Genomic DNA, 18,263 nt, shown 5'->3' with positions numbered 1-18,263 from the left:
TTTTTCTTTCTGCGCGGAGAGCGGGCCCGCGGTCCTACTTCATCGTGCCGGACTCGACGTAGCGCTGGTGCCAGCTCAGCGCCTCGTTCAGCAGCGTCGGGGCATGCTTGCCGAACGACCCCTGCAGCGCCCGCGCGTAGTAGTCGCGCAGCATCGGCTTGTAGTCCGGATGGGCGCAACGGTCGATGATCACCCCGGCGCGCTGGCGCGGTGCCAGCCCGCGCAGGTCCGCCAGCCCATGCTCGGTGACGATCACCTGCACGTCCTGCGAGATGTGGTCCACATGCGCCACCTGCGGCACGATGGCCGAGATCTTGCCGCCCTTGGCCGTTGAAGGCGTCATGAAGATCGACAGGTACGCGTTGCGTGCGAAATCGCCCGAGCCGCCGATGCCGTTCTGGATGCGCGAGCCCATCACGTGGGTCGAGTTCACGTTGCCGTAGATGTCCGCCTCGATCAGCCCGTTCATCGCGATGCAGCCGAGGCGGCGCACCAGTTCGGGATGGTTCGAGATCTCCTGCGGGCGCAGGATCAGCTTGTCGCGGTAGCTCAGCGCGTCGCGGTTGAACCGCTCCGCCGCCTCGGGGCTGAGCGAGAAGGCCGTCGCCGAGGCCATCCGCAGCTTGCCCGCGTCAAGAAGGTCCAGCATCCCGTCCTGCACCACCTCGGTGAAGGCGGTCATGCCATGATACGGCGCGTCCATCAGCCCAGAGAGCACTGCGTTGGTAACATTGCCGACGCCCGACTGCAGCGGAAGCAGGTTGGCCGGGAGGCGCCCGCGCGCGACCTCGTGGGCGAGGAATTCGAGCAGGTGCCCGGCGATGGCCTCGGCCACCGCGTCAGGCTTGGCGAAGGGCAGGTTGCGGTCCGGCGCCTCGGTCTCGACCACCGCGACCACCTTCGACGGATCGATGCGGAAACGCGTCTGGCCGATGCGGTCGTCGGGGCGCACCAGCGGGATCGGCACGCGGTTCGGCGGCAGCGCCGTGCCGTAGTAGATGTCGTGCATCCCGTCGAGCGCGTGGCTCTGCCAGTGGTTGACCTCGAGGATCACCTTCTCGGCCTGATCGAGCCAGGTCTTGTTGTTGCCGATCGAGGTCGAGGGGATCAGCGCCCCCTCCGGGGTGATGCCCGAGACCTCGACCACCGCCATGTCGAGCGTGCCGAGGAAGCCCTCCCAGACCACCGGCGCGACCTGGCTGAGGTGCATGTCGACGTAGTTCATCTCGCCCGAATTGATCTGCTCGCGGGCGATGGGATCGGAGTTGTAGGGCAGGCGGAACTCGATGCCATTCGCCTTGGCCAGCGCGCCGTCGAGCTCGGGCCCTGTGGAAGCCCCGGTGAAGACCTTGACCCGGAAGGGATCGCCCGCCGCATGCGCCGCCTCGATCTGCGCCGCCAGCGCCACCGGCACCGACTTCGGATAGCCCGAGCCGGTGAAGCCGCTCATGCCGATGGTCATGCCGTCGTGGATCAGCGCGGCGGCATCCTCGGCGCTCATCGTCTTCGACTGCAACTCCGGGAAGGCGATGCGGGCGTGGGTGTTCATGCGGGGGTCCTCCTGTGGCGCGCCGCGGCACGCGGGCGGTCCTTGCCACCATCTACGCAAGACTCGGGTACAGCGGCCAGACGGAGATCCCTGCCGCAAATCAGGTATGCACCTTGCGCATATCTAATTCGCCTAGATACGCGCTCAACGCATACCTCTGGCATACCCCCGCCGCCGCGCCCGCACTGTGGGCAGGGAAGGCGCTTGCCGGCCCGGCCCGCCGCCTGTCTCAATGCCCGCCCGAGAAGACCAGCGTCTGCACCGGAAGGAAGAGCATGCGCAGCCGCAGCCCCGCCGCATGGACCACCCCGATGGTGTCGACCACATGCAGGAAGATGCGCTTGCCGGTGCCCATTTCCTCGTGTTCGAGCCGGTGGTGATTGTCGGTGTAAAGCATGACGGTGCAGCTGCTGCCCGGAGGCACGTTGGTCGGCTGACCGGTATAGAGCGGCTCGAGATACACCAGCACGCTTCCCGGGCGCACGTCGTCCTGCGGGTCGACCAGCCGGTCCGAGGGGCGCAGCTGGCCCGAGGGGATCACGTCCTGCACCTCGGTCACAACCATGGGGATGATGTCGAGCGGCTTGCTCATGCAACCCATCTCGCCGACCATGCCGGGGTGGATCACCTGCGCGGCGATCTGGTTAAACCCGGCCTGGAAACGCTCGGCCCCGGCCCCGGTGGGCACGAAGATGCCCGCGGGCCGCGCGAGTGGGCTGATGAAATCGCCCACCTGCAACGCGAGTTGCTCGATCCGCCCATCGACCCCGGCAGAGATCAGGGTCTTGTCCAGCTCTGCCTTGGCCAGCGCGAGTTGCGCGCGGGCGCTTTCCAGCTTGGCGGGCAGCACCTCGTCGATCTGCTGCTGGGCACCTTCCCTCTGCAGCTCGGCAGCGCGGAGCTGCGCCTTGCGCTGGTCGACAACATTTCCGTAGCGCTCGATATCGACGAGGCGCACGGCGCTCGAGCCCTGGTCGCGCAACTGCTCGTTGCGCCGCAGCTCATCCTCCGAGAGCGCCAACGCGGCATGCGCCTGCGCGATGCCCGCCTCGGCCTGGGCGAGGTCCGTCTGCGCCAGCTTTGCGGCAGCCTCGGTCTCGGCCACCAGCGCCAGCGCTGCATCCACCTGCGCCTCCTGCGAGAGCCCGTCGAGTCGCACCAGCGGATCGCCGGCCGAGACCTTCTGGTTGTTCTCCACGTAGATCTCGGACACCCGCCCGCTCACCTGCGGCAGGATCGTCACGGTGCGGAAATAGGAGGACACCGAGAGACTCGCCGGGTGGTAGTAGAACAGCACGGTGATCAGCGAGACCGTCAGGAAGATCCAGAGCGTCAGCCCCCAGCGCAGCTCGTACCAGACCGAGAAGAGCGTCAGCTCGTGGCCGAACCGCTTGCCCTGCGCGTAGCGACGATAGAGGTAGTCCGGCAGCAGCGAGACCAGCGAGCAGAGGATGGCTTCGAGCATGCTCAGCCCTCCCCGTCGCGGTGGTGGAAGGTCGGGGATGGCGCGTCGGCCTCGGGGATGTCCTCCTCGACCGGCCGGCCCGCGAGGCTGGCGAGCGAACGCGCGATGGATTGCAATGGCGAGAGCATGTCGGGGAACTGGAAGCCCGCCACCAGCACCGCTGCGACCCAGAAGAGGTTGTTGTGGGTGAACAGCGCCAGCAGCGCCAGAATGCCGACGATCTGCAACTGCGGGTGGCTCGACTTATGGGCCATGCGCTCGGGTATCGCGTGCAACGTCAGGTAGAGAACGCCGAGACCGATGATCAGCGCGATTCCGAAAATCGTCATCGCCGTGAACAATACATCACTGCCATCGGCACCGGCCACGTATCCTGGAATGTGGTCCGGGGCCAACGGGTGGACCGCCTGTGTTTCCACCGCCACCTCCCTGATCCTCAATCAATGACTCCAGGATAGGCGGATTCGCGCGCTCCGGGTTAATGTTTTTTCACAATAGCTTACCGATTCTTTCCCCGGCCCCTTGGCATGGCTTGTGACATCCCGGTGAACACGTCTGGAATTACCCTGAGCACCACTTACCTAAGGTCAGCCTCCGCGGGCTCCACAGCGTCCCTGTGCCGGCCCGGAGGCGCTCGGGACACAGGCCGTTCCCCTAGCGAGTATCCGGCGTCCGACAAGCGCCGGGCGGTTTGAGTGATCGCATGCGCTCTACCCGAGCCCACAGTCATGCTCCTTGAAAGGGAGGTTTCCATGAAACGTTTTGTTGCAGCCCTCCTCGTTTCCGGCATCGCCGCAGGCGCAGCGCTCGCCGAAGCGACCCCGGAACAAACCAGCGCGATCAATCAATACGCACCGGACATCGATGTCTCGATGCTGAGCGATGCGCAGGTGGACGCGGCCTTCGCCGCCGCCAACGGCAAGGACTCCGACGCCGAGAAGCGCACCCAGATCGAGTTCATCGCCAACGGCGGAGGGTCCCGCCCCATGACCTTCTCGGAAGAGCAGATTGCGCTTATCGAGGAATACGTCTCGCCCGAAGAGGTGGCCAAGATGACCGGCCAGCAGATGGGGGATGCGCTGTCTATCATCAGCACCAGCGAAAACGACGACCAAAAGGCCGCCCGGATCAAGGCGCTGATCGGTTACTGAAATACCGGCCTGACAGCCAAAACTGCGCGCCACGGCCCCGCTCGCGGCGCGCAGGCCGATAGGGATCAAGAGAGAGGAAGGTCGGGCGTCAGCATGCCCTGGCGGATCGGATGTCCGCCGGTGCTGACCTGGTACCCGCGGCCGGACTCGAACCGGCACGCCATACGGCTAGGGATTTTAAGTCCCCTGTGTCTACCATTCCACCACGCGGGCCCATGCCCTGTCTGCCGTATCCCGGCGCGGTTGACCAGTCCCTGATGTCAGTGCCTTGCAACCAGGCGCGCCACGTCACCCGAGCGTAGTTCCAGCGCGCCGTCCGAGGTGAAACCGAGCCCGGTCACCGCGCGCAGCGCCGCGATCAGAGTCTCCTGACGGGCGGCTTCTTCGGGCGAGCAACTCTCGCCGCCGTCCGCGGTAACCTCTATGCGGAACGTGCCATCGTCCCCGGCACTCCAGTCCCCGGCGAGATCGCCGCAGCCGATGTCGCCCGAGACCGCGCCGTCCGCCCCGAAGATCAGCTCGACAGGCTTGCCGTCGAGAGCTTCGCCATCGAGCAGCGCGACCCGCCACGGGCCCTCGGTAGCGCGGGAGACGTGGTTCACCTTGCAAGCGTCCAGATCCTGCCCGGCGATGCGCACCGTGGCCTCGTCTCCCTTGGTCCAGATGTAGGTCTCGGGGTCGTCGACGGAGTCGAATTTCACCCCCGAGGCGCTGCGCGCGCGGGCCATGGGCATCTCGGCGCCGCTGTAGAAGAGCCGGCCGCTGTCCCCCTCGAGGACCAGCGCCAGCGCCGCGCCCCCGCAGTCGAGACCGACGTGCACCGGCAACCTGTGCGCGGCGTCCTGCGCCGAGACCGGGCCGGTCGCCAACAAGAGCGCCGCGACCATCCAACGAAACACCATACCAACACTCCTTCTCCTCCCGGCGCGCCCGGGTCCAAGGCGGCGCGGCTTGCGTCAGTCGGCGATCTCCGCCAGCCCGTCCTCCTTGACGGCCTGCATGGCGACATAGGTCGACGTGGTCGAGACATGCGGCAAGGTCGAGAGCTTTTCGGCCAGAACCCGCCGGTAGCTGCGCATGTCCGAGGTCCTCACCTTCAGAAGATAGTCGAAACTGCCGGCAATCAAATGCACTTGCTCAATCTCGGGGATCGCCGTAACCGCCTTGTTGAAGGCCTCGAGCGACGACTCCCGGGTGTCGGACATGCGCACCTCGACGAAGGCGACGTGATCGAGCCCGAGCTGGATGGGGTCGAGAATGGCCCGATAGCCGCGGATCACGCCAAGATCCTCGAGCCGCCGCAGACGCGCCTGCGTGGGGCTTTTCGACAGGCCGATGCGCTTGGCCAGCTCGGTGATCGACAGCCGCCCTTCCTCGGCGAGGGTGGTGAGAATCGCGCGGTCGAACCGGTCAAAGTCATCCGTGACGTTTTGCATCGTGACTTCCATCATTTTCGGAGAACCTACCTTTCAGAAATACCATCTTCGGGAAAATCGACTTTCGAACCTGCAGTATCATAGGGCAAACGTCTGGAGATCACCATGCCCTACGACCCCCTGTCCGACCTGCGCGCCGAGATGGACGCCGCAACCTACGCCGATGAGGCCCAGACCATCGCCCGCCTGCGCGATCTCGCCGCGCTGAGCGAAGGGGACCGTGCGAAGATCAACGCCAAAGGCGCCGATCTGGTCCGCGCCATCCGCTCCAGCGCCAAGCCCGGGCTGATGGAGGTCTTCCTCGCCGAATACGGTCTCTCGACCGACGAGGGCATCGCGCTGATGTGCCTTGCCGAGGCGCTGCTGCGCGTTCCGGATGCCGAGACCATCGATGCGCTGATCGAGGACAAGATCGCTCCCTCGGACTGGGGCAAGCACATGGGGCGCTCGACCTCGCCGCTGGTCAACGCCTCGACTTGGGCGCTGCTGCTGACCGGCAAGGTGCTCGACCCGAACCAACGCCCCGGCCCCGTCGGCCACCTGCGCTCGGCCGTGCGCCGTCTCGGTGAGCCTGTGATCCGCAAGGCGGTGAGCCGCGCGATGAAGGAGATGGGCGCGCAGTTCGTGCTGGGTGAGACCATCCAGGGTGCGATGAAGCGCGGCGCGCAGCAGGAGGCCAAGGGCTACACCTACAGCTACGACATGCTGGGCGAAGCTGCCCGCACCGAGCCCGACGCCCTGCGCTACTTCAAGGCCTATGCCGACGCGATCAATGCCATCGGCAAGGCGGCGGCGACCGACGACCTGCGCGACAACCCCGGCATTTCGGTGAAGCTCTCGGCGCTCTACGCGCGCTACGAGGAAGGCCAGCATGACGACGTCATGCGCGTGCTCGTCCCGCGCCTCGTCGAACTCTGCGAGATGGCCGCCAAGGCGAAGATTGGCCTCAACATCGACGCAGAGGAGGCCGACCGCCTCGCCATCTCGCTCGACGTGATCGAGGCTGCGCTGGCCGCGCCCTCGCTCGCCGGCTGGGACGGCTTCGGCGTAGTTGTGCAGGCCTACGGCAAGCGCGCCAGCCAGACGCTCGACTGGCTCTACCAGACCGCCATGCGGCTCGACCGCAAGATCATGGTGCGCCTGGTGAAGGGCGCCTACTGGGACAGCGAGATCAAGCGCGCGCAGGTCATGGGCCTGACCGACTTCCCGGTCTTCACCGCCAAGCACAACACCGACATTTCCTACATCGCCAATGCCCGCAAGCTGCTGGGCATGACCGACCGCATCTACCCGCAGTTCGCCGGGCACAATGCACATACGGTGGCGGCAATCCTCGAGATGGCCGGCGATGACCGCGACAGCTTCGAGTTCCAGCGCCTGCACGGCATGGGCGAGCGGCTGCACGAGATCGTCCACGAGCAGGAAAAGACCCGCTGCCGCATCTACGCCCCCGTCGGCGCACACCGCGACCTCCTGGCCTATCTCGTCCGCCGCCTGCTGGAGAACGGCGCCAACAGCTCCTTCGTCAACCAGATCGTCGACGAAAGCGTGCCGCCCGAGACCGTTGCCGCCGATCCCTTCGCTGCCGAAGACTCCCGCGGTCTCACCCGCGGCCCCGAGCTGTTCCAGCCCGAGCGCGCCAACTCCGAGGGCTTCGATCTGACCGACCGTCCGACGATCGCCCGCGTCGAGGCCGCCCGTGCGCCCTTCGAGGCGACGATCTGGACGGCCGGCCCGCTGCTCGCCGCCCCTGCCCCGGTGGGCGCGACCGAGGACGTGCTGAACCCCGCGACACTTGCCAAGACCGGCGAGATCACCTGGGCCAGCGCCGAGACCGTGGCCACCGCCGCTGCCGCCGCCGAGCCGTGGAGCGCCGCGCCGCAGGAGCGCGCCGCGATCCTGAACAAGGCTGCCGACCTCTACGAGGCACACTTCGGCGAATTCTTCGCCCTGCTCGCCCGAGAGGCCGGCAAGACCCAACTCGACGCCGTCGCCGAACTGCGCGAGGCGGTGGACTTCCTGCGCTACTACGCTGCCCGCACGGATGGCGCCGCGCCGCAGGGCGTCTTCGCCTGCATCAGCCCGTGGAACTTCCCGCTGGCGATCTTCACCGGCCAGCTCTCCGCGGCGCTGGCGGCCGGCAACGCCGTGCTCGCCAAGCCCGCCGAGCAGACCTCGCTGATCGCCTACCGCGCGACCCGGCTGCTGCATGAAGCCGGCGTGCCCGCCTCCGCCCTGCAGCTTCTGCCGGGTGCCGGGGACGTCGGCGCCGCGCTGACCTCGAACCCGGCTGTCAAGGGCATCGCCTTCACCGGCTCCACCGAGACCGCGCAGATCATCCACCGCTCGATCGCCAAGCACCTCGCACCGGGCACGCCCTTCATCGCCGAGACCGGCGGTCTCAACGCGATGATCGTCGACAGCACCGCCCTGCCCGAACAGGCCGTGCGCGCCATCGTCGAATCGGCCTTCCAGTCTGCCGGCCAACGCTGTTCGGCCCTGCGCTGCCTCTACGTGCAGGAAGACATCGCCCCGCATTTCACCGAGATGCTCAAGGGCGCGATGGACGTGCTGAAGCCCGGTGCCCCCTGGCACCTCTCGACCGACCTCGGCCCGGTGATCGACGCCGAGGCAAAGGAGGGCATCCTCGCCCATGTCGAGACCGCCCGCGGCGAAGGCCGCCTGCTGCACGAGATCGCCGTCCCTGCCGAGGGCCATTTCGTCGCGCCGACGCTGATCAAGGTCGGCGGCATCGACGATCTGGAGCGCGAGATTTTCGGCCCAGTCCTGCACATCGCCACCTTCCGGGCTTTCGAGCTGGACGCGGTGATCGACGCGATCAACGAGCGCGGCTACGGGCTGACCTTCGGCCTGCAGACCCGCATCGACGACCGCGTGCAGCACGTCACCGAGCGGGTCCACGCCGGCAACATCTACGTCAACCGCAACCAGATCGGCGCCATCGTCGGCAGCCAGCCCTTCGGCGGCGAGGGGCTCTCGGGCACCGGACCCAAGGCGGGCGGCCCGCTCTACGTCGACCGCTTCCGCGCCCACCCGGCGCCGCAGGCGGGCACGAGCTGGGGCACCGACGAGGTTCCGGCGCGGCTCGAAGAGGCGCTGCGCGGCGCCGGCTGCGCGCCGCAGCCCGAGCGAAAGGACCTGCCCGGCCCGACCGGCGAGGCCAACCAGTACATGACGCTGGCGCGCGAGCCCGTGCTCTGCATGGGTCCGGGGCAGGAGGCCGCCGCGGCGCAGGCCGAGGCAATCCGCGCCTTCGGCGGCGTGGCGATCACCGCCCACGGCAAGGTCGCGCCGCAGGTGCTGGCCATGCTCGAGGGCATCTCGGCGGCGCTCTGGTGGGGCGAGGACGGCGAAGCCACGGCCTACCGCCAGGCGCTGGCCGGGCGCGAGGGGCCGATCCTGACGCTGATTACCGGCGCGCCGGACAAGGGCCATGCCCGCGCCGAGCGCCACGTCTGCATCGACACCACCGCCTCCGGCGGCAACGCCGCCCTGCTCGGCGGCAATATGTAAAAGCACTCCGGCAGGCCTTCCTGCAAGTGCACTGTGACCTCGGCGCCCCCGCAGATCCCTGCGGGGGCGCCCGTCTTTCCGAAGAGACCCTGCGGGAAACGGATCGAATTCGCGACGATCCGCGGCCGCACGAAGGGTTTGTTTACCCCCCGCTGCTAGCCAAGACATGTCCGGCGCGCCGAGCGCCATGTCTCAAGCAGGAATGGGTCATGAGCAGGTTCACCATCCGCGTACAATTGCTGATCCTCGGATCGGTCTTCATGCTGCTGACGCTGGCGCTCGCCCTGGCATCGGGCTTCATCCAGATGCGCATGTCAGACAGTCTCGACTTCGGCAGCGATCTGCGACGTCAGAGCGCCGTGCTGACCACCGTGCAATCGCAGATCGACCACTCCGGCCTGGCGATCCTGCATTACGAACATGGCGGCACCGAACCGCTCGACGAGCTCCGCAAGAACCTTCTCTCGATACAGACCCTGGTGGACCAAAACGCCGATGCCTTCATGGCCCCCCTGTCGCCCGACGCGCGGCGCCCCGAAATCCAGACCCGCCTTCAGGCGGTCGCCTCCCTGGCCAAGGGCCTGGTCCCGCAGATCGACACGCTAACCATCCCCGGCTTCACCATCTTCGAGCGTGATGCCCACATCAGCAAGGTCCTGCTGCCCGCGATCGACAAGGCGCGCAGCGAGGTTTCCGCCATGCGCACCGAGCTTCAGCTTCATGCCAAGCGCGCCGAGCAAAGCGCCGCTGAGGCTGTCGACACGGGTCGCGTCATGCTGATCGGTGCCAATACTGTGGCCGTGGCCCTCTCGCTCGTTTGCATCATCGGCTTCGGCAAGCTGCTGGCGCGCCCGTTCCAGACCGCCGCCGCCGCGGTCCAGCGCATCGCCAAGGGCGACTACGCGTCCGAGATCGAGGGTCAGCACCGCGGCGATGAGGCCGGCTCAATCGCCCGCAACCTCGAAGAGCTGCGTGGCCGCCTGCTGCAGGCTGACCAGAGCACGGCGCAGGAACGCGCCGCAAACGATCGGCGCCTGACCCTCTTCCAGTCCCTCGGCAGCGCCATGGGGACACTGTCGCGCGGGGATGCCAGCCACCGCCTCGACGCGGAAGACTGGCGTAGCCTCGATCACAGCGCGGTCCAACTCTGCGAGGATTTCAACGCCCTCTCCGAGGGGATCGGCACGTTGGTCAGCTCGCTGCGGGTCTCCGCCGACACGGTTCAGCGTAACTCCAAGGAACTCTCCTCCATGTCCCGCGACATGTCGCGGCGCTCCGAGGTGCAGGCCGCCACACTCGAGGAATCCGCCGCCGCGCTGGAGCAGCTCTCTTCCAGCGTCCGCGCCGCCGCCGAGCGCGCTGAGGACGCCGACCGCCGCGTCGGCGAGGGTCGCCGCCGCGCCGAAGAGGGCGGCGCAGTGATGGAAAAGGCACTCGCGGCCATGGGCTCCATCGCAGCCTCCTCCGATCAGATCACCCAGATCATCGGCGTCATCGACGACATCGCCTTCCAGACCAACCTCCTCGCGCTGAACGCCGGGGTCGAGGCGGCGCGCGCCGGCGAATCGGGCAAGGGCTTCTCGGTGGTCGCCTCGGAAGTCCGATCCCTGGCGCAGCGCGCCTCGGAATCCGCGCGGGAAATCAAGGCGCTTGTGTCCAACAGCTCGCAACAGGTCAAGGATGGCGGCCAACTGGTGGAACAGACGGGAACCGCGCTCTCGGACATCGTGCGCAACGTCAGCGAAGTTTCCGACCTGGTCGCCGAGATCGCCACCGCCGCCAAGGAGCAGGCCGCCGGCCTGCAGGAAATCAACGTCGGGGTCGCGGAGCTCGACAAGGTCACCCAGCAGAACGCCGCCATGGTCGGCGAAACAAGCACCGCCAGCGATCAACTCAACAGCGAAGCCGATCGCCTCCTGTCGCAGCTCAACCGGTTTTCCGGCGCCGATGTCTCCGAAGGTTCCGAAGTCACCCCGCTCGCGGTGCCGATCGAGGATTTCGAACCCGCGCCGCCGAGCGTGCGCGCATCCCCGCCCGCGCCCGCCCGGGCCGCCGCCGTCGGGGATGACGTCAGCTGGGAAGAGTTCTGAGCCACGCCCCTCCGCCGCGAGCGCGCCCTGCCCCGTCGGCCTGAGGCTTCTCGTTCAATCGGTTGGCGTCACAGGCCCAGAGGCGCACCTCCGTGACAGCGCGTGTCAGCCGCGGGACGGCAAAGCCTGCCGCCCGGGCCGGACCGCAAAACCGGATCGTTGGCCGCCCGAGCTCAGCCGATGTGTCCGCGGTTCGCGCCGATCTGACCGCGATGCAGCAGCAGGTGATCGAGGATCACGCAGGCCATCATTGCCTCACCCACCGGCACCGCGCGAATGCCGACGCAGGGGTCATGCCTCCCCTTGGTGACGATCTCCGTCTCCTCGCCGCGCACGGTCACCGTCCGGCGCGGGGTGAGGATCGACGAGGTCGGCTTCACCGCGAAACGCACCACCACGTCCTGTCCGGTGGAGATCCCGCCAAGGATACCGCCCGCGTGGTTCGAGCTGTAGACAGGCCCGTCCGGCCCCATGGTGATCTCGTCTGCGTTCTCGGACCCGGTAAGGGTTGCCGCGGCCATACCCTCGCCGATCTCCACCGCCTTGACCGCGTTGATCGACATCATCGCCGCCGCAAGATCGGTATCGAGCTTTCCGTAAATCGGCGCGCCCAGCCCCGCGGGCACACCGCGCGCAGTCACCTCGATCACCGCACCGACGCTGTCGCCGGACTTGCGCAGCCCGTCGAGGTAATCCGCCCAGCCCTCGGCCGCATCGGCGTCAGGGCACCAGAAGGGGTTGCGCGCGATCTCCTCCCAGTCGAAGCGCGACCGGTCGATGGCCTGCGCGCCCATCTGCACCATGTAGCCGGTGATCTGCAGCCCCGGCGCCAGCTCGGCCAGCGCCGCACGCGCGAGGCCACCCGCCGCCACCCGAGCCGCCGTCTCGCGCGCCGAGGAGCGGCCGCCACCGCGGAAGTCGCGCAGGCCATATTTCTGGAAATAGGTGATGTCGGCATGGCCCGGACGGAACTTCGCGGCGATCTCGGAATAATCCTTCGAGCGCTGGTCGGTGTTCTCGATCATCAACTGCACCGGTGTGCCGGTGGTCTGCCCCTCGAAGACGCCCGAAAGAATCTTCACCGCGTCGGGCTCGCGCCGCTGGGTGGTGTATTTGTTCTGCCCCGGCTTGCGCAGGTCGAGCCATTGCTGCAGCGCCGCCTCATCGATCGGCACGCCCGGCGGGCAGCCGTCCACCGTGGCGCCAAGCGCCGGACCGTGGCTCTCGCCCCAGGTGGTCACGCGGAAGAGATGGCCGAAGGTGTTGAGGCTCATGGTCGGGTCTCCTGTGTCGTGCCGTCGGGGCGCATGGCTGCCGGGGCCCGTCGAACAGGCCCGCCTTTCAGGCCAGTCTGTTAGGCCAGTGCGGCCCACGCCTCAAGGGAATTGTCTCGCCCCGCGCGCGTGCCGCAAGACCGGGCCCGGGGCAAATCACCTTGCCAGGCGCCCCTGCCCCGGCTAGGTCTTGCGCTACCTCGGGGTGCCGTCCGCGCAAGCGCCGGCTGAGATGCATTTCGCGAACCCGTTGAACCTGACCCGGTTAACACCGGCGGAGGGAAGGTCACGGCCCCGGGCGCAGCGCCCTTCGGCCCATCTTACCCTCTCGCCGCAAATTTGGAGGATGCCATGAAGGCCATCAGTTTTGCAGCGGGATGTCTTTTTGCCAGCACGGCGCTGGCGCAGGAACCCGTTCTGACCGTCTACGCCGGCGACTATGTCGTCTCGGAGTGGGGCCCCGGCCCGAAGATCGAGGAAATGTTCGAGGCGCGCTGCGGCTGCGACCTGCAGTTCAAGCCCGGAGACCTGCTGCCGCGACTGCTGCTCGAGGGGGAGCGGACCGAGGCCGACGTGGTCTTCGGCCTCAACACCGACGTGACCAAGAGGGCGCGCGAGAGCGGCCTCTTCGCGCCGCATGGCGTGGACCTCTCGCCGCTCACCCTGCCGATCGACTGGACCGACGACACCTTTCTTCCCTACAACTACGGCGAGACAGCCTTCGTCTACGACAGCACCCGCCTGCCTGAACCTCCCACGAGCTTCGCCGAACTGCTCGACGCGCCGGATGACCTGAAGATCGTCATCCAGGACCCACGCAGCTCGATTTCGGGTCTCGCGATGGCGCTCTGGGTCGAGGCGGTCTACGGCGACAAGGCCGAGGACGCCTGGCGCAAGCTGGCACCGAAGATCCTGACGGTCACCAAGGGCTGGTCGGAAAGCTACGGGCTCTTCACCGACGGCGAGGCCGACATGGTGCTGAGCTACACCACCTCTCCCGCCTATCACATCATCGCCGAGGACGATCACAGCAAGAAGGCCCTGATCTTCCCCGAGGGGAACTACTTCATGGTCGAGCTGGCCGCGAAACTCGCCACCACCGACCAGCCCGAGCTGGCGCAGCAGTTCATGGAGTTCCTCCTGACCGCCGAGTTCCAGCAGATGATCGCCACCGGCAACTGGTCCTTCCCCGCGGCCCTGCCGCACGACCAGTGGCCCGAGGGTTTCAAGGAGCTCGAGCTGCCAAGCAAGGTGCTGTTCTACTCCGAGGACGAGGCCGCCGCACTGCGCGACGAGGCCATCGAGGCATGGCGTCGCGGCCTCTCGCAATAGGCGCCGCGCTGATCGCGGCAGGGTTGGTGCTGGCCCTGGTGCTCGGCCCGGTCGCCGCGGTGCTGGCCCGTGCCGGAGGCTGGGGCGCGCTCGGCCCCGGCGACTGGCAGGCGCTGCGCTTCACGCTCTGGCAATCGCTGCTCTCGGCGACCTTCTCGGTGGCGCTGGCGATCCCGGTCGCCCGCGCGCTGGCACGGCGGCGCTTCCCGGGACGCGGGCTGTTGATCTCGCTGCTGGGCGCGCCCTTCATCCTGCCGACAATCGTCGCGGTGTTGGGGCTGATCGCGGTCTTCGGCCAGAACGGCCTGATCAACGGCAGCCTGCGGGCGCTCGGCCTGCCGGGCTTCAGCGTCTACGGGCTGCACGGCGTGGTGCTGGCGCATGTCTTCTTCAACCTGCCGCTGGCGACGAGACTGCTGCTTCAGGGCTGGCTGGCGATCCCCGCCGAGCGCTTCCGGCTTGCCGTCTCGCTCGGGCTTTCGCCCCGGGCCATGTTCCGTACGCTTGAACTGCCGATGCTGCTGCGGATCGCGCCCGGCGCGGGCGCGGTGATCTTCGTCATCTGCCTCTCGAGCTTTGCCGTGGCGCTGACACTGGGCGGCGGGCCGCGTGCCACCACGGTGGAGCTGGCGATCTACCAGGCGGTGCGCTTCGACTTCGACCTCGGCCGGGCGGCGCTGCTCTCGATGATCCAGCTCGGCCTTGCGCTTGCGGCGGGGCTGGTGGCGCTGCGGCTCGGCACCGGCGGCGGCTTTGGCGCGGGGCTCGACCGGCTGGTCACGCGTTGGGACGGGCGCGCGGGTCTGCCGCGGGTGATGGACGCGGTGTGGATCGGCCTCGCAGCGCTTTTCCTGCTGACCCCGCTCGGCATGGTCGTGGCGCGCGGCCTGCCGGGGCTGGCGCAGCTTGGCGCGGGCTCATGGGCGGCGGCGTGGAACTCGCTCACGGTGGCGCTGGCCTCGACGCTGCTCTGCCTGGCCTGGGCGCTGCCCCTCTCGAGCCGCTGGGGCGAATGGGTGGGGCTCGTCGGCCTCGCGGTCTCGCCGCTGGTTCTCGGCACCGGGCTCTTCCTCATCGTGCGCCCTTTCGCCAACCCCCTGTCGCTGGCGCTGCCGGTGACCACGCTGGTCAACGCGCTTGTCGCCCTGCCCTTCGCCCTGCGCATCCTGCGCCCCGAGGCCGAGGCGGTGCGCGCCGACTACGCGCGGCTGGCGCAGGCGCTGGGGCTGACACCGCTGGCCTGGGTCCGGTTGGTGCTGCTGCCCCGCCTGCGCCGCCCGCTGGGCTTCGCCGCAGGGCTGACGGCGGCGCTGTCGATCGGCGATCTCGGCGTCATCGCGCTTTTTGCCGATCCCGAACGCGCGACCCTGCCCTTGCAGGTCTACCGGCTGATGGGCTCTTACCAGATGGAGGCAGCGGCGGGGGCGGCGCTGCTGCTCCTGATCTTCAGCTTCGGGGCCTTCTGGCTCTGCGACCGGGGAGGCCGTGCCAATGCTGACGCTTGAAAATATGCGCTACACCGATGGCGACTACAGCCTCTCGGCAGACCTCTGTCTCGCTCCCGGGCGCCGGGTGGCGATCATCGGCCCCTCTGGCGCGGGCAAGTCGACTTTGCTCGACCTGATCGCCGGGTTCCTCACGCCAAAGGCCGGCCGTCTGCTCTGGCAGGGACAGGACATCACCGCCACCCCGCCCGACCGGCGCCCCGTGGCGATGCTCTTCCAGGAGAACAACCTCTTCCCGCACCTGAGCCTCGCCCGGAACCTAGGTCTGGCCCTGCGCCCGGGCGGCGGGCGGCTGACGGCGGCGGAGGGGCGCAAGCTCGAGTCGGCGCTGGAGCGCGTGGGGCTCGGCGGCCTCTCGTCACGCAAGCCGGGCGCGCTCTCGGGCGGGCAGCAAAGCCGCGCGGCGCTGGCACGGGTGCTGCTGCAGGCCCGACCCATCCTCGCGCTCGACGAGCCCTTTGCGGCGCTGGGACCGGCGCTGAAGGTGCAGATGCTCGATCTGGTGCAAGAGGTGGCCGGTGAGCTGGGCGCGCTGGTGCTGCTGGTCAGCCACGACCCGCAGGACGCGCGCCGTTTTGCCGAGGAGACGGTGCTGGTCGCCGAGGGTCTCGCCCATCCCCCGGTCGAGACGCGGGCGCTATTCGACGCCCCTCCCGAGGCGCTGCGGGCGTACCTGGGGCAGTAGCGCGACGGCGCAGCCCTCCCTCCAAACGCAAAAGGCCCCGCCAAACGGCGGGGCCTTCTGTTTCGCGTCAGCCAAAGATCACTCCGGCTTGTACTTGATCGGGCGCCAGATGCGCTTGTTGGTCAGGTACAGCAGCACCGACAGCAGCGTCAGGAAGAGCACCCCGACGAAGCCCGCGTGCTTGCGCGCCATCATCTTCGGCTCGGCGGTCCACATCAGGAAGGCCGCGATGTCCTGCGCCTCGTGATGCAGCTCGTTCGAGTGACCGTCGGCGAATTCCACGTCCTCGCCCGAAAGCGGCGGGGCCATGGCGATCCAGCCTGTCGAGAAGGCGTGGTTCTCGTAGAAGGTGGTGCCCGCTTCGACCTTGGTCTCGCCAGTGTAGCCGGTGAGGATCGAGGCGATGTACTCGGCGCCGCCCATGCCGTTGAACAGCTGCGACAGGCCGGTGCCATAAGGGCCGTGGAAGCCCGCGCGTGCCTTGGCCATCAGCGATAGGTCGGGCGCGCCGACGCCGTTATTGGCCGGGAAGTGGTCGGTCGGGGTCGCCGGACGGGTGTCGTCCAGCTCGGCGTCGAAGACCTCGAAGTTCTGAGCGGCGTAGGCGCGCACCTGGTCCTCGGGCAGGCCGGGGCCGCCCTCGTCACCAAGGGTGCGCAGCGGCACGAACTTCAGACCGTGGCAGGCCGAGCAGACCTCGGTGAAGATTTGCAGGCCGCGCTGCAGCTGTGCCTGGTCGTAGGCCCCGAAGGGACCTTCGAAGGAAAAGGCGAAGTCCTCGACATGGCCCCCCTCGCCGGCAGCAAAGGCGCCGCCGGTGAAGAGACCCAGGGCCGCGACGGCGGAAAGGGTGAGTTTCTTGAACATGGTCCTCAGATCCTTTCTCTCACTCGGCCGGGTGCGACGCGGTCGCGCCGGTGTCCGAGGTCTTGCCGTAATGCGCCTCGAAGTCTTCCTCGATGGTCGCGGGGATCGGCAGCGGCTTTTCGATCACGCCGAGCAGCGGCAGGATCACGAAGAAGTAGCCGAACCAGTAGGCCGCGCCGATCAGCGAGAAGCTGGCATAGGGCTCTTCCGCCGGCATGGCACCGAGCCACATCAGCGCGATGAAGTCGATCACCAGCAGCCAGAACCACCACTTGAATTGCGGACGGTACTTGCCCGAGCGCACCGACGAGGTGTCGAGCCAGGGCGCCAGCGCCATGGCGATGATCGCGCCGAACATCGCGAGCACGCCGAAGAACTTCGCGTCGACGATGCCGCCCGTCAGGAACGAGGCGATCTGCACGACCCAGACTTCCGAGGTGAAGGCACGCAGGATCGCGTAGAACGGCAGGAAGTACCATTCGGGCACGATGTGCGCCGGCGTCGCCAGCGGGTTCGCCTCGACGTAGTTGTCGGGGTGGCCGAGGTAGTTCGGCATGAAGCCGACGATGGCGAAGAACACGGCAAGGATCACCGCCAGGGCGAAGAGGTCCTTGATCACGTAGTAGGGCCAGAAGGGAACGGTGTCCTTTTCGGCATCCGCCTTCGAGGTCCGGCGAACCTCAACACCGGTGGGGTTGTTGTTGCCCGTGGTGTGGAAGGCCCAGATGTGCACGGCAACCAGTGCTGCGATCACGAAGGGCAGCAGGTAGTGCAGCGAGAAGAAGCGGTTCAGCGTGGCGTTGTCCACCGCCGGTCCGCCCAGCAGCCAGGTCTGGATCGGCTCGCCGATGAACGGGATCGCGCCGAACAGGCCGGTGATCACCGTCGCACCCCAGAAGGACATCTGCCCCCAGGGAAGCACGTAGCCCATGAAGGCGGTGCCCATCATCGCGAGGTAGATCAGCATGCCGATGATCCAGGTGATCTCGCGCGGTGCCTTGTACGAGCCGTAGTAGAGGCCGCGGAAGATATGCGCGTAGACCGCCACGAAGAACAGCGAGGCGCCGTTGGCGTGCAGGTAGCGCAGCATGAAGCCGCCATTCACGTCACGCATGATGTGCTCGACCGAGGCGAAGGCCATGTCGACATGCGGCGTGTAGTGCATGACCAGCACAATGCCGGTGATGATCTGCAGCGCGAGGCAGAAGGTCAGGACGATGCCCCAGATCCACATCCAGTTCAGGTTCTTGGGCGTGGGGATCATGATGGTGTCATAAAGAAGACCGACGATCGGCAGGCGCTTGTGCACCCAGGTCTCGATCCCCGTCTTCGGTTCGTAATGGTCGTGCGGAATACCAGCCATGGACGCCTCCCC

Annotated in this window: 14 protein-coding genes, 1 tRNA gene and 1 riboswitch; of the genes, 6 read left to right on the top strand and 9 right to left on the bottom strand. The window is 67.7% G+C overall.

The window, feature by feature from the left end:
• Nucleotides 1-34 precede the first annotated feature (34 nt).
• The 3 genes from scpC to CLG85_RS12890 form a co-directional block, all read right to left on the bottom strand.
• Nucleotides 35-1,549 (bottom strand): succinyl-CoA:acetate CoA-transferase ScpC, encoded by a 1,515-nt coding sequence (gene scpC, locus CLG85_RS12900; protein WP_095882305.1) that lies wholly within the window; start codon nucleotides 1,547-1,549, stop codon nucleotides 35-37.
• Nucleotides 1,550-1,778: 229 nt separating this feature from the next.
• Nucleotides 1,779-3,014, bottom strand: a complete 1,236-nt coding sequence (locus tag CLG85_RS12895) for an HlyD family secretion protein (protein WP_095882304.1) — start codon at nucleotides 3,012-3,014, stop codon at nucleotides 1,779-1,781.
• A 2-nt stretch (nucleotides 3,015-3,016) separates the two neighbouring features.
• Nucleotides 3,017-3,454 carry a hypothetical protein gene (locus CLG85_RS12890; protein WP_260349042.1) on the bottom strand — a complete coding sequence of 146 codons (438 nt, stop codon included), beginning with the start codon at nucleotides 3,452-3,454 and terminating at the stop codon, nucleotides 3,017-3,019.
• A 288-nt stretch (nucleotides 3,455-3,742) separates the two neighbouring features.
• Here CLG85_RS12890 and CLG85_RS12885 point away from each other — a divergent pair, with 288 nt between their 5' ends.
• Complete coding sequence (locus tag CLG85_RS12885) at nucleotides 3,743-4,165, top strand: hypothetical protein (protein WP_260349041.1); 423 nt, start codon at nucleotides 3,743-3,745, stop codon at nucleotides 4,163-4,165.
• 129 nt (nucleotides 4,166-4,294) lie between these two features.
• On the opposite strand, the gene CLG85_RS12880 is transcribed toward CLG85_RS12885, so the two are convergent.
• From CLG85_RS12880 to CLG85_RS12870, 3 genes are all read right to left on the bottom strand, one after another.
• Nucleotides 4,295-4,378 (bottom strand) — tRNA-Leu (locus CLG85_RS12880).
• Between the two features lie 47 nt (nucleotides 4,379-4,425).
• The gene (locus tag CLG85_RS12875) at nucleotides 4,426-5,067 is read right to left on the bottom strand and encodes an META domain-containing protein (protein ID WP_095882302.1); all 642 of its coding nucleotides are present in this window, start codon (nucleotides 5,065-5,067) and stop codon (nucleotides 4,426-4,428) included.
• Between the two features lie 54 nt (nucleotides 5,068-5,121).
• Entirely contained in the window at nucleotides 5,122-5,601 is a 480-nt protein-coding gene (locus tag CLG85_RS12870) for an Lrp/AsnC family transcriptional regulator (RefSeq protein ID WP_095882301.1), read from the bottom strand.
• A 105-nt stretch (nucleotides 5,602-5,706) separates the two neighbouring features.
• On the opposite strand from CLG85_RS12870, the gene putA reads away from it, so the two are divergent.
• Both putA and CLG85_RS12860 read left to right on the top strand, forming a co-directional pair.
• The gene (gene putA / locus CLG85_RS12865) at nucleotides 5,707-9,135 is read left to right on the top strand and encodes a bifunctional proline dehydrogenase/L-glutamate gamma-semialdehyde dehydrogenase PutA (protein WP_260349040.1); all 3,429 of its coding nucleotides are present in this window, start codon (nucleotides 5,707-5,709) and stop codon (nucleotides 9,133-9,135) included.
• 209 nt (nucleotides 9,136-9,344) lie between these two features.
• Nucleotides 9,345-11,225 (top strand): methyl-accepting chemotaxis protein, encoded by a 1,881-nt coding sequence (locus CLG85_RS12860; protein ID WP_095883337.1) that lies wholly within the window; start codon nucleotides 9,345-9,347, stop codon nucleotides 11,223-11,225.
• 173 nt (nucleotides 11,226-11,398) lie between these two features.
• Here CLG85_RS12860 and aroC read toward each other — a convergent pair whose 3' ends face one another.
• Complete coding sequence (gene aroC, locus CLG85_RS12855; protein WP_260349039.1) at nucleotides 11,399-12,499, bottom strand: chorismate synthase; 1,101 nt, start codon at nucleotides 12,497-12,499, stop codon at nucleotides 11,399-11,401.
• Between the two features lie 191 nt (nucleotides 12,500-12,690).
• Nucleotides 12,691-12,799, top strand: a riboswitch (TPP riboswitch).
• A gap of 51 nt (nucleotides 12,800-12,850) precedes the next feature.
• Between aroC and CLG85_RS12850 the strand changes: the two genes are divergently transcribed.
• From CLG85_RS12850 to CLG85_RS12840, 3 genes are read left to right on the top strand one after another with little or no spacing between them, the layout of a single operon-like run.
• Complete coding sequence (locus CLG85_RS12850; protein ID WP_095883371.1) at nucleotides 12,851-13,831, top strand: thiamine ABC transporter substrate-binding protein; 981 nt, start codon at nucleotides 12,851-12,853, stop codon at nucleotides 13,829-13,831.
• Complete coding sequence (locus CLG85_RS12845; protein ID WP_260349037.1) at nucleotides 13,807-15,336, top strand: thiamine/thiamine pyrophosphate ABC transporter permease ThiP; 1,530 nt, start codon at nucleotides 13,807-13,809, stop codon at nucleotides 15,334-15,336. Before CLG85_RS12850 ends, CLG85_RS12845 begins: the two co-directional genes overlap by 25 nt.
• Entirely contained in the window at nucleotides 15,323-16,021 is a 699-nt protein-coding gene (locus tag CLG85_RS12840) for a thiamine ABC transporter ATP-binding protein (protein WP_260349036.1), read from the top strand. Before CLG85_RS12845 ends, CLG85_RS12840 begins: the two co-directional genes overlap by 14 nt.
• Before the next feature lie 78 nt (nucleotides 16,022-16,099).
• On the opposite strand, the gene CLG85_RS12835 is transcribed toward CLG85_RS12840, so the two are convergent.
• Both CLG85_RS12835 and petB read right to left on the bottom strand, forming a co-directional pair.
• Nucleotides 16,100-16,888, bottom strand: a complete 789-nt coding sequence (locus tag CLG85_RS12835; protein WP_095880547.1) for a cytochrome c1 — start codon at nucleotides 16,886-16,888, stop codon at nucleotides 16,100-16,102.
• A 19-nt stretch (nucleotides 16,889-16,907) separates the two neighbouring features.
• Nucleotides 16,908-18,251 carry a cytochrome b gene (petB, locus tag CLG85_RS12830; protein ID WP_095880548.1) on the bottom strand — a complete coding sequence of 448 codons (1,344 nt, stop codon included), beginning with the start codon at nucleotides 18,249-18,251 and terminating at the stop codon, nucleotides 16,908-16,910.
• Between the last annotated feature and the right edge of the window lie 12 nt (nucleotides 18,252-18,263).

This window comes from Alloyangia mangrovi (genome assembly GCF_002300555.2).
In the GTDB taxonomy this organism is placed as follows: Bacteria; Pseudomonadota; Alphaproteobacteria; order Rhodobacterales; family Rhodobacteraceae; genus Salipiger; species Salipiger mangrovi.
This window is presented reverse-complemented; position numbering and strand designations above follow the sequence as displayed.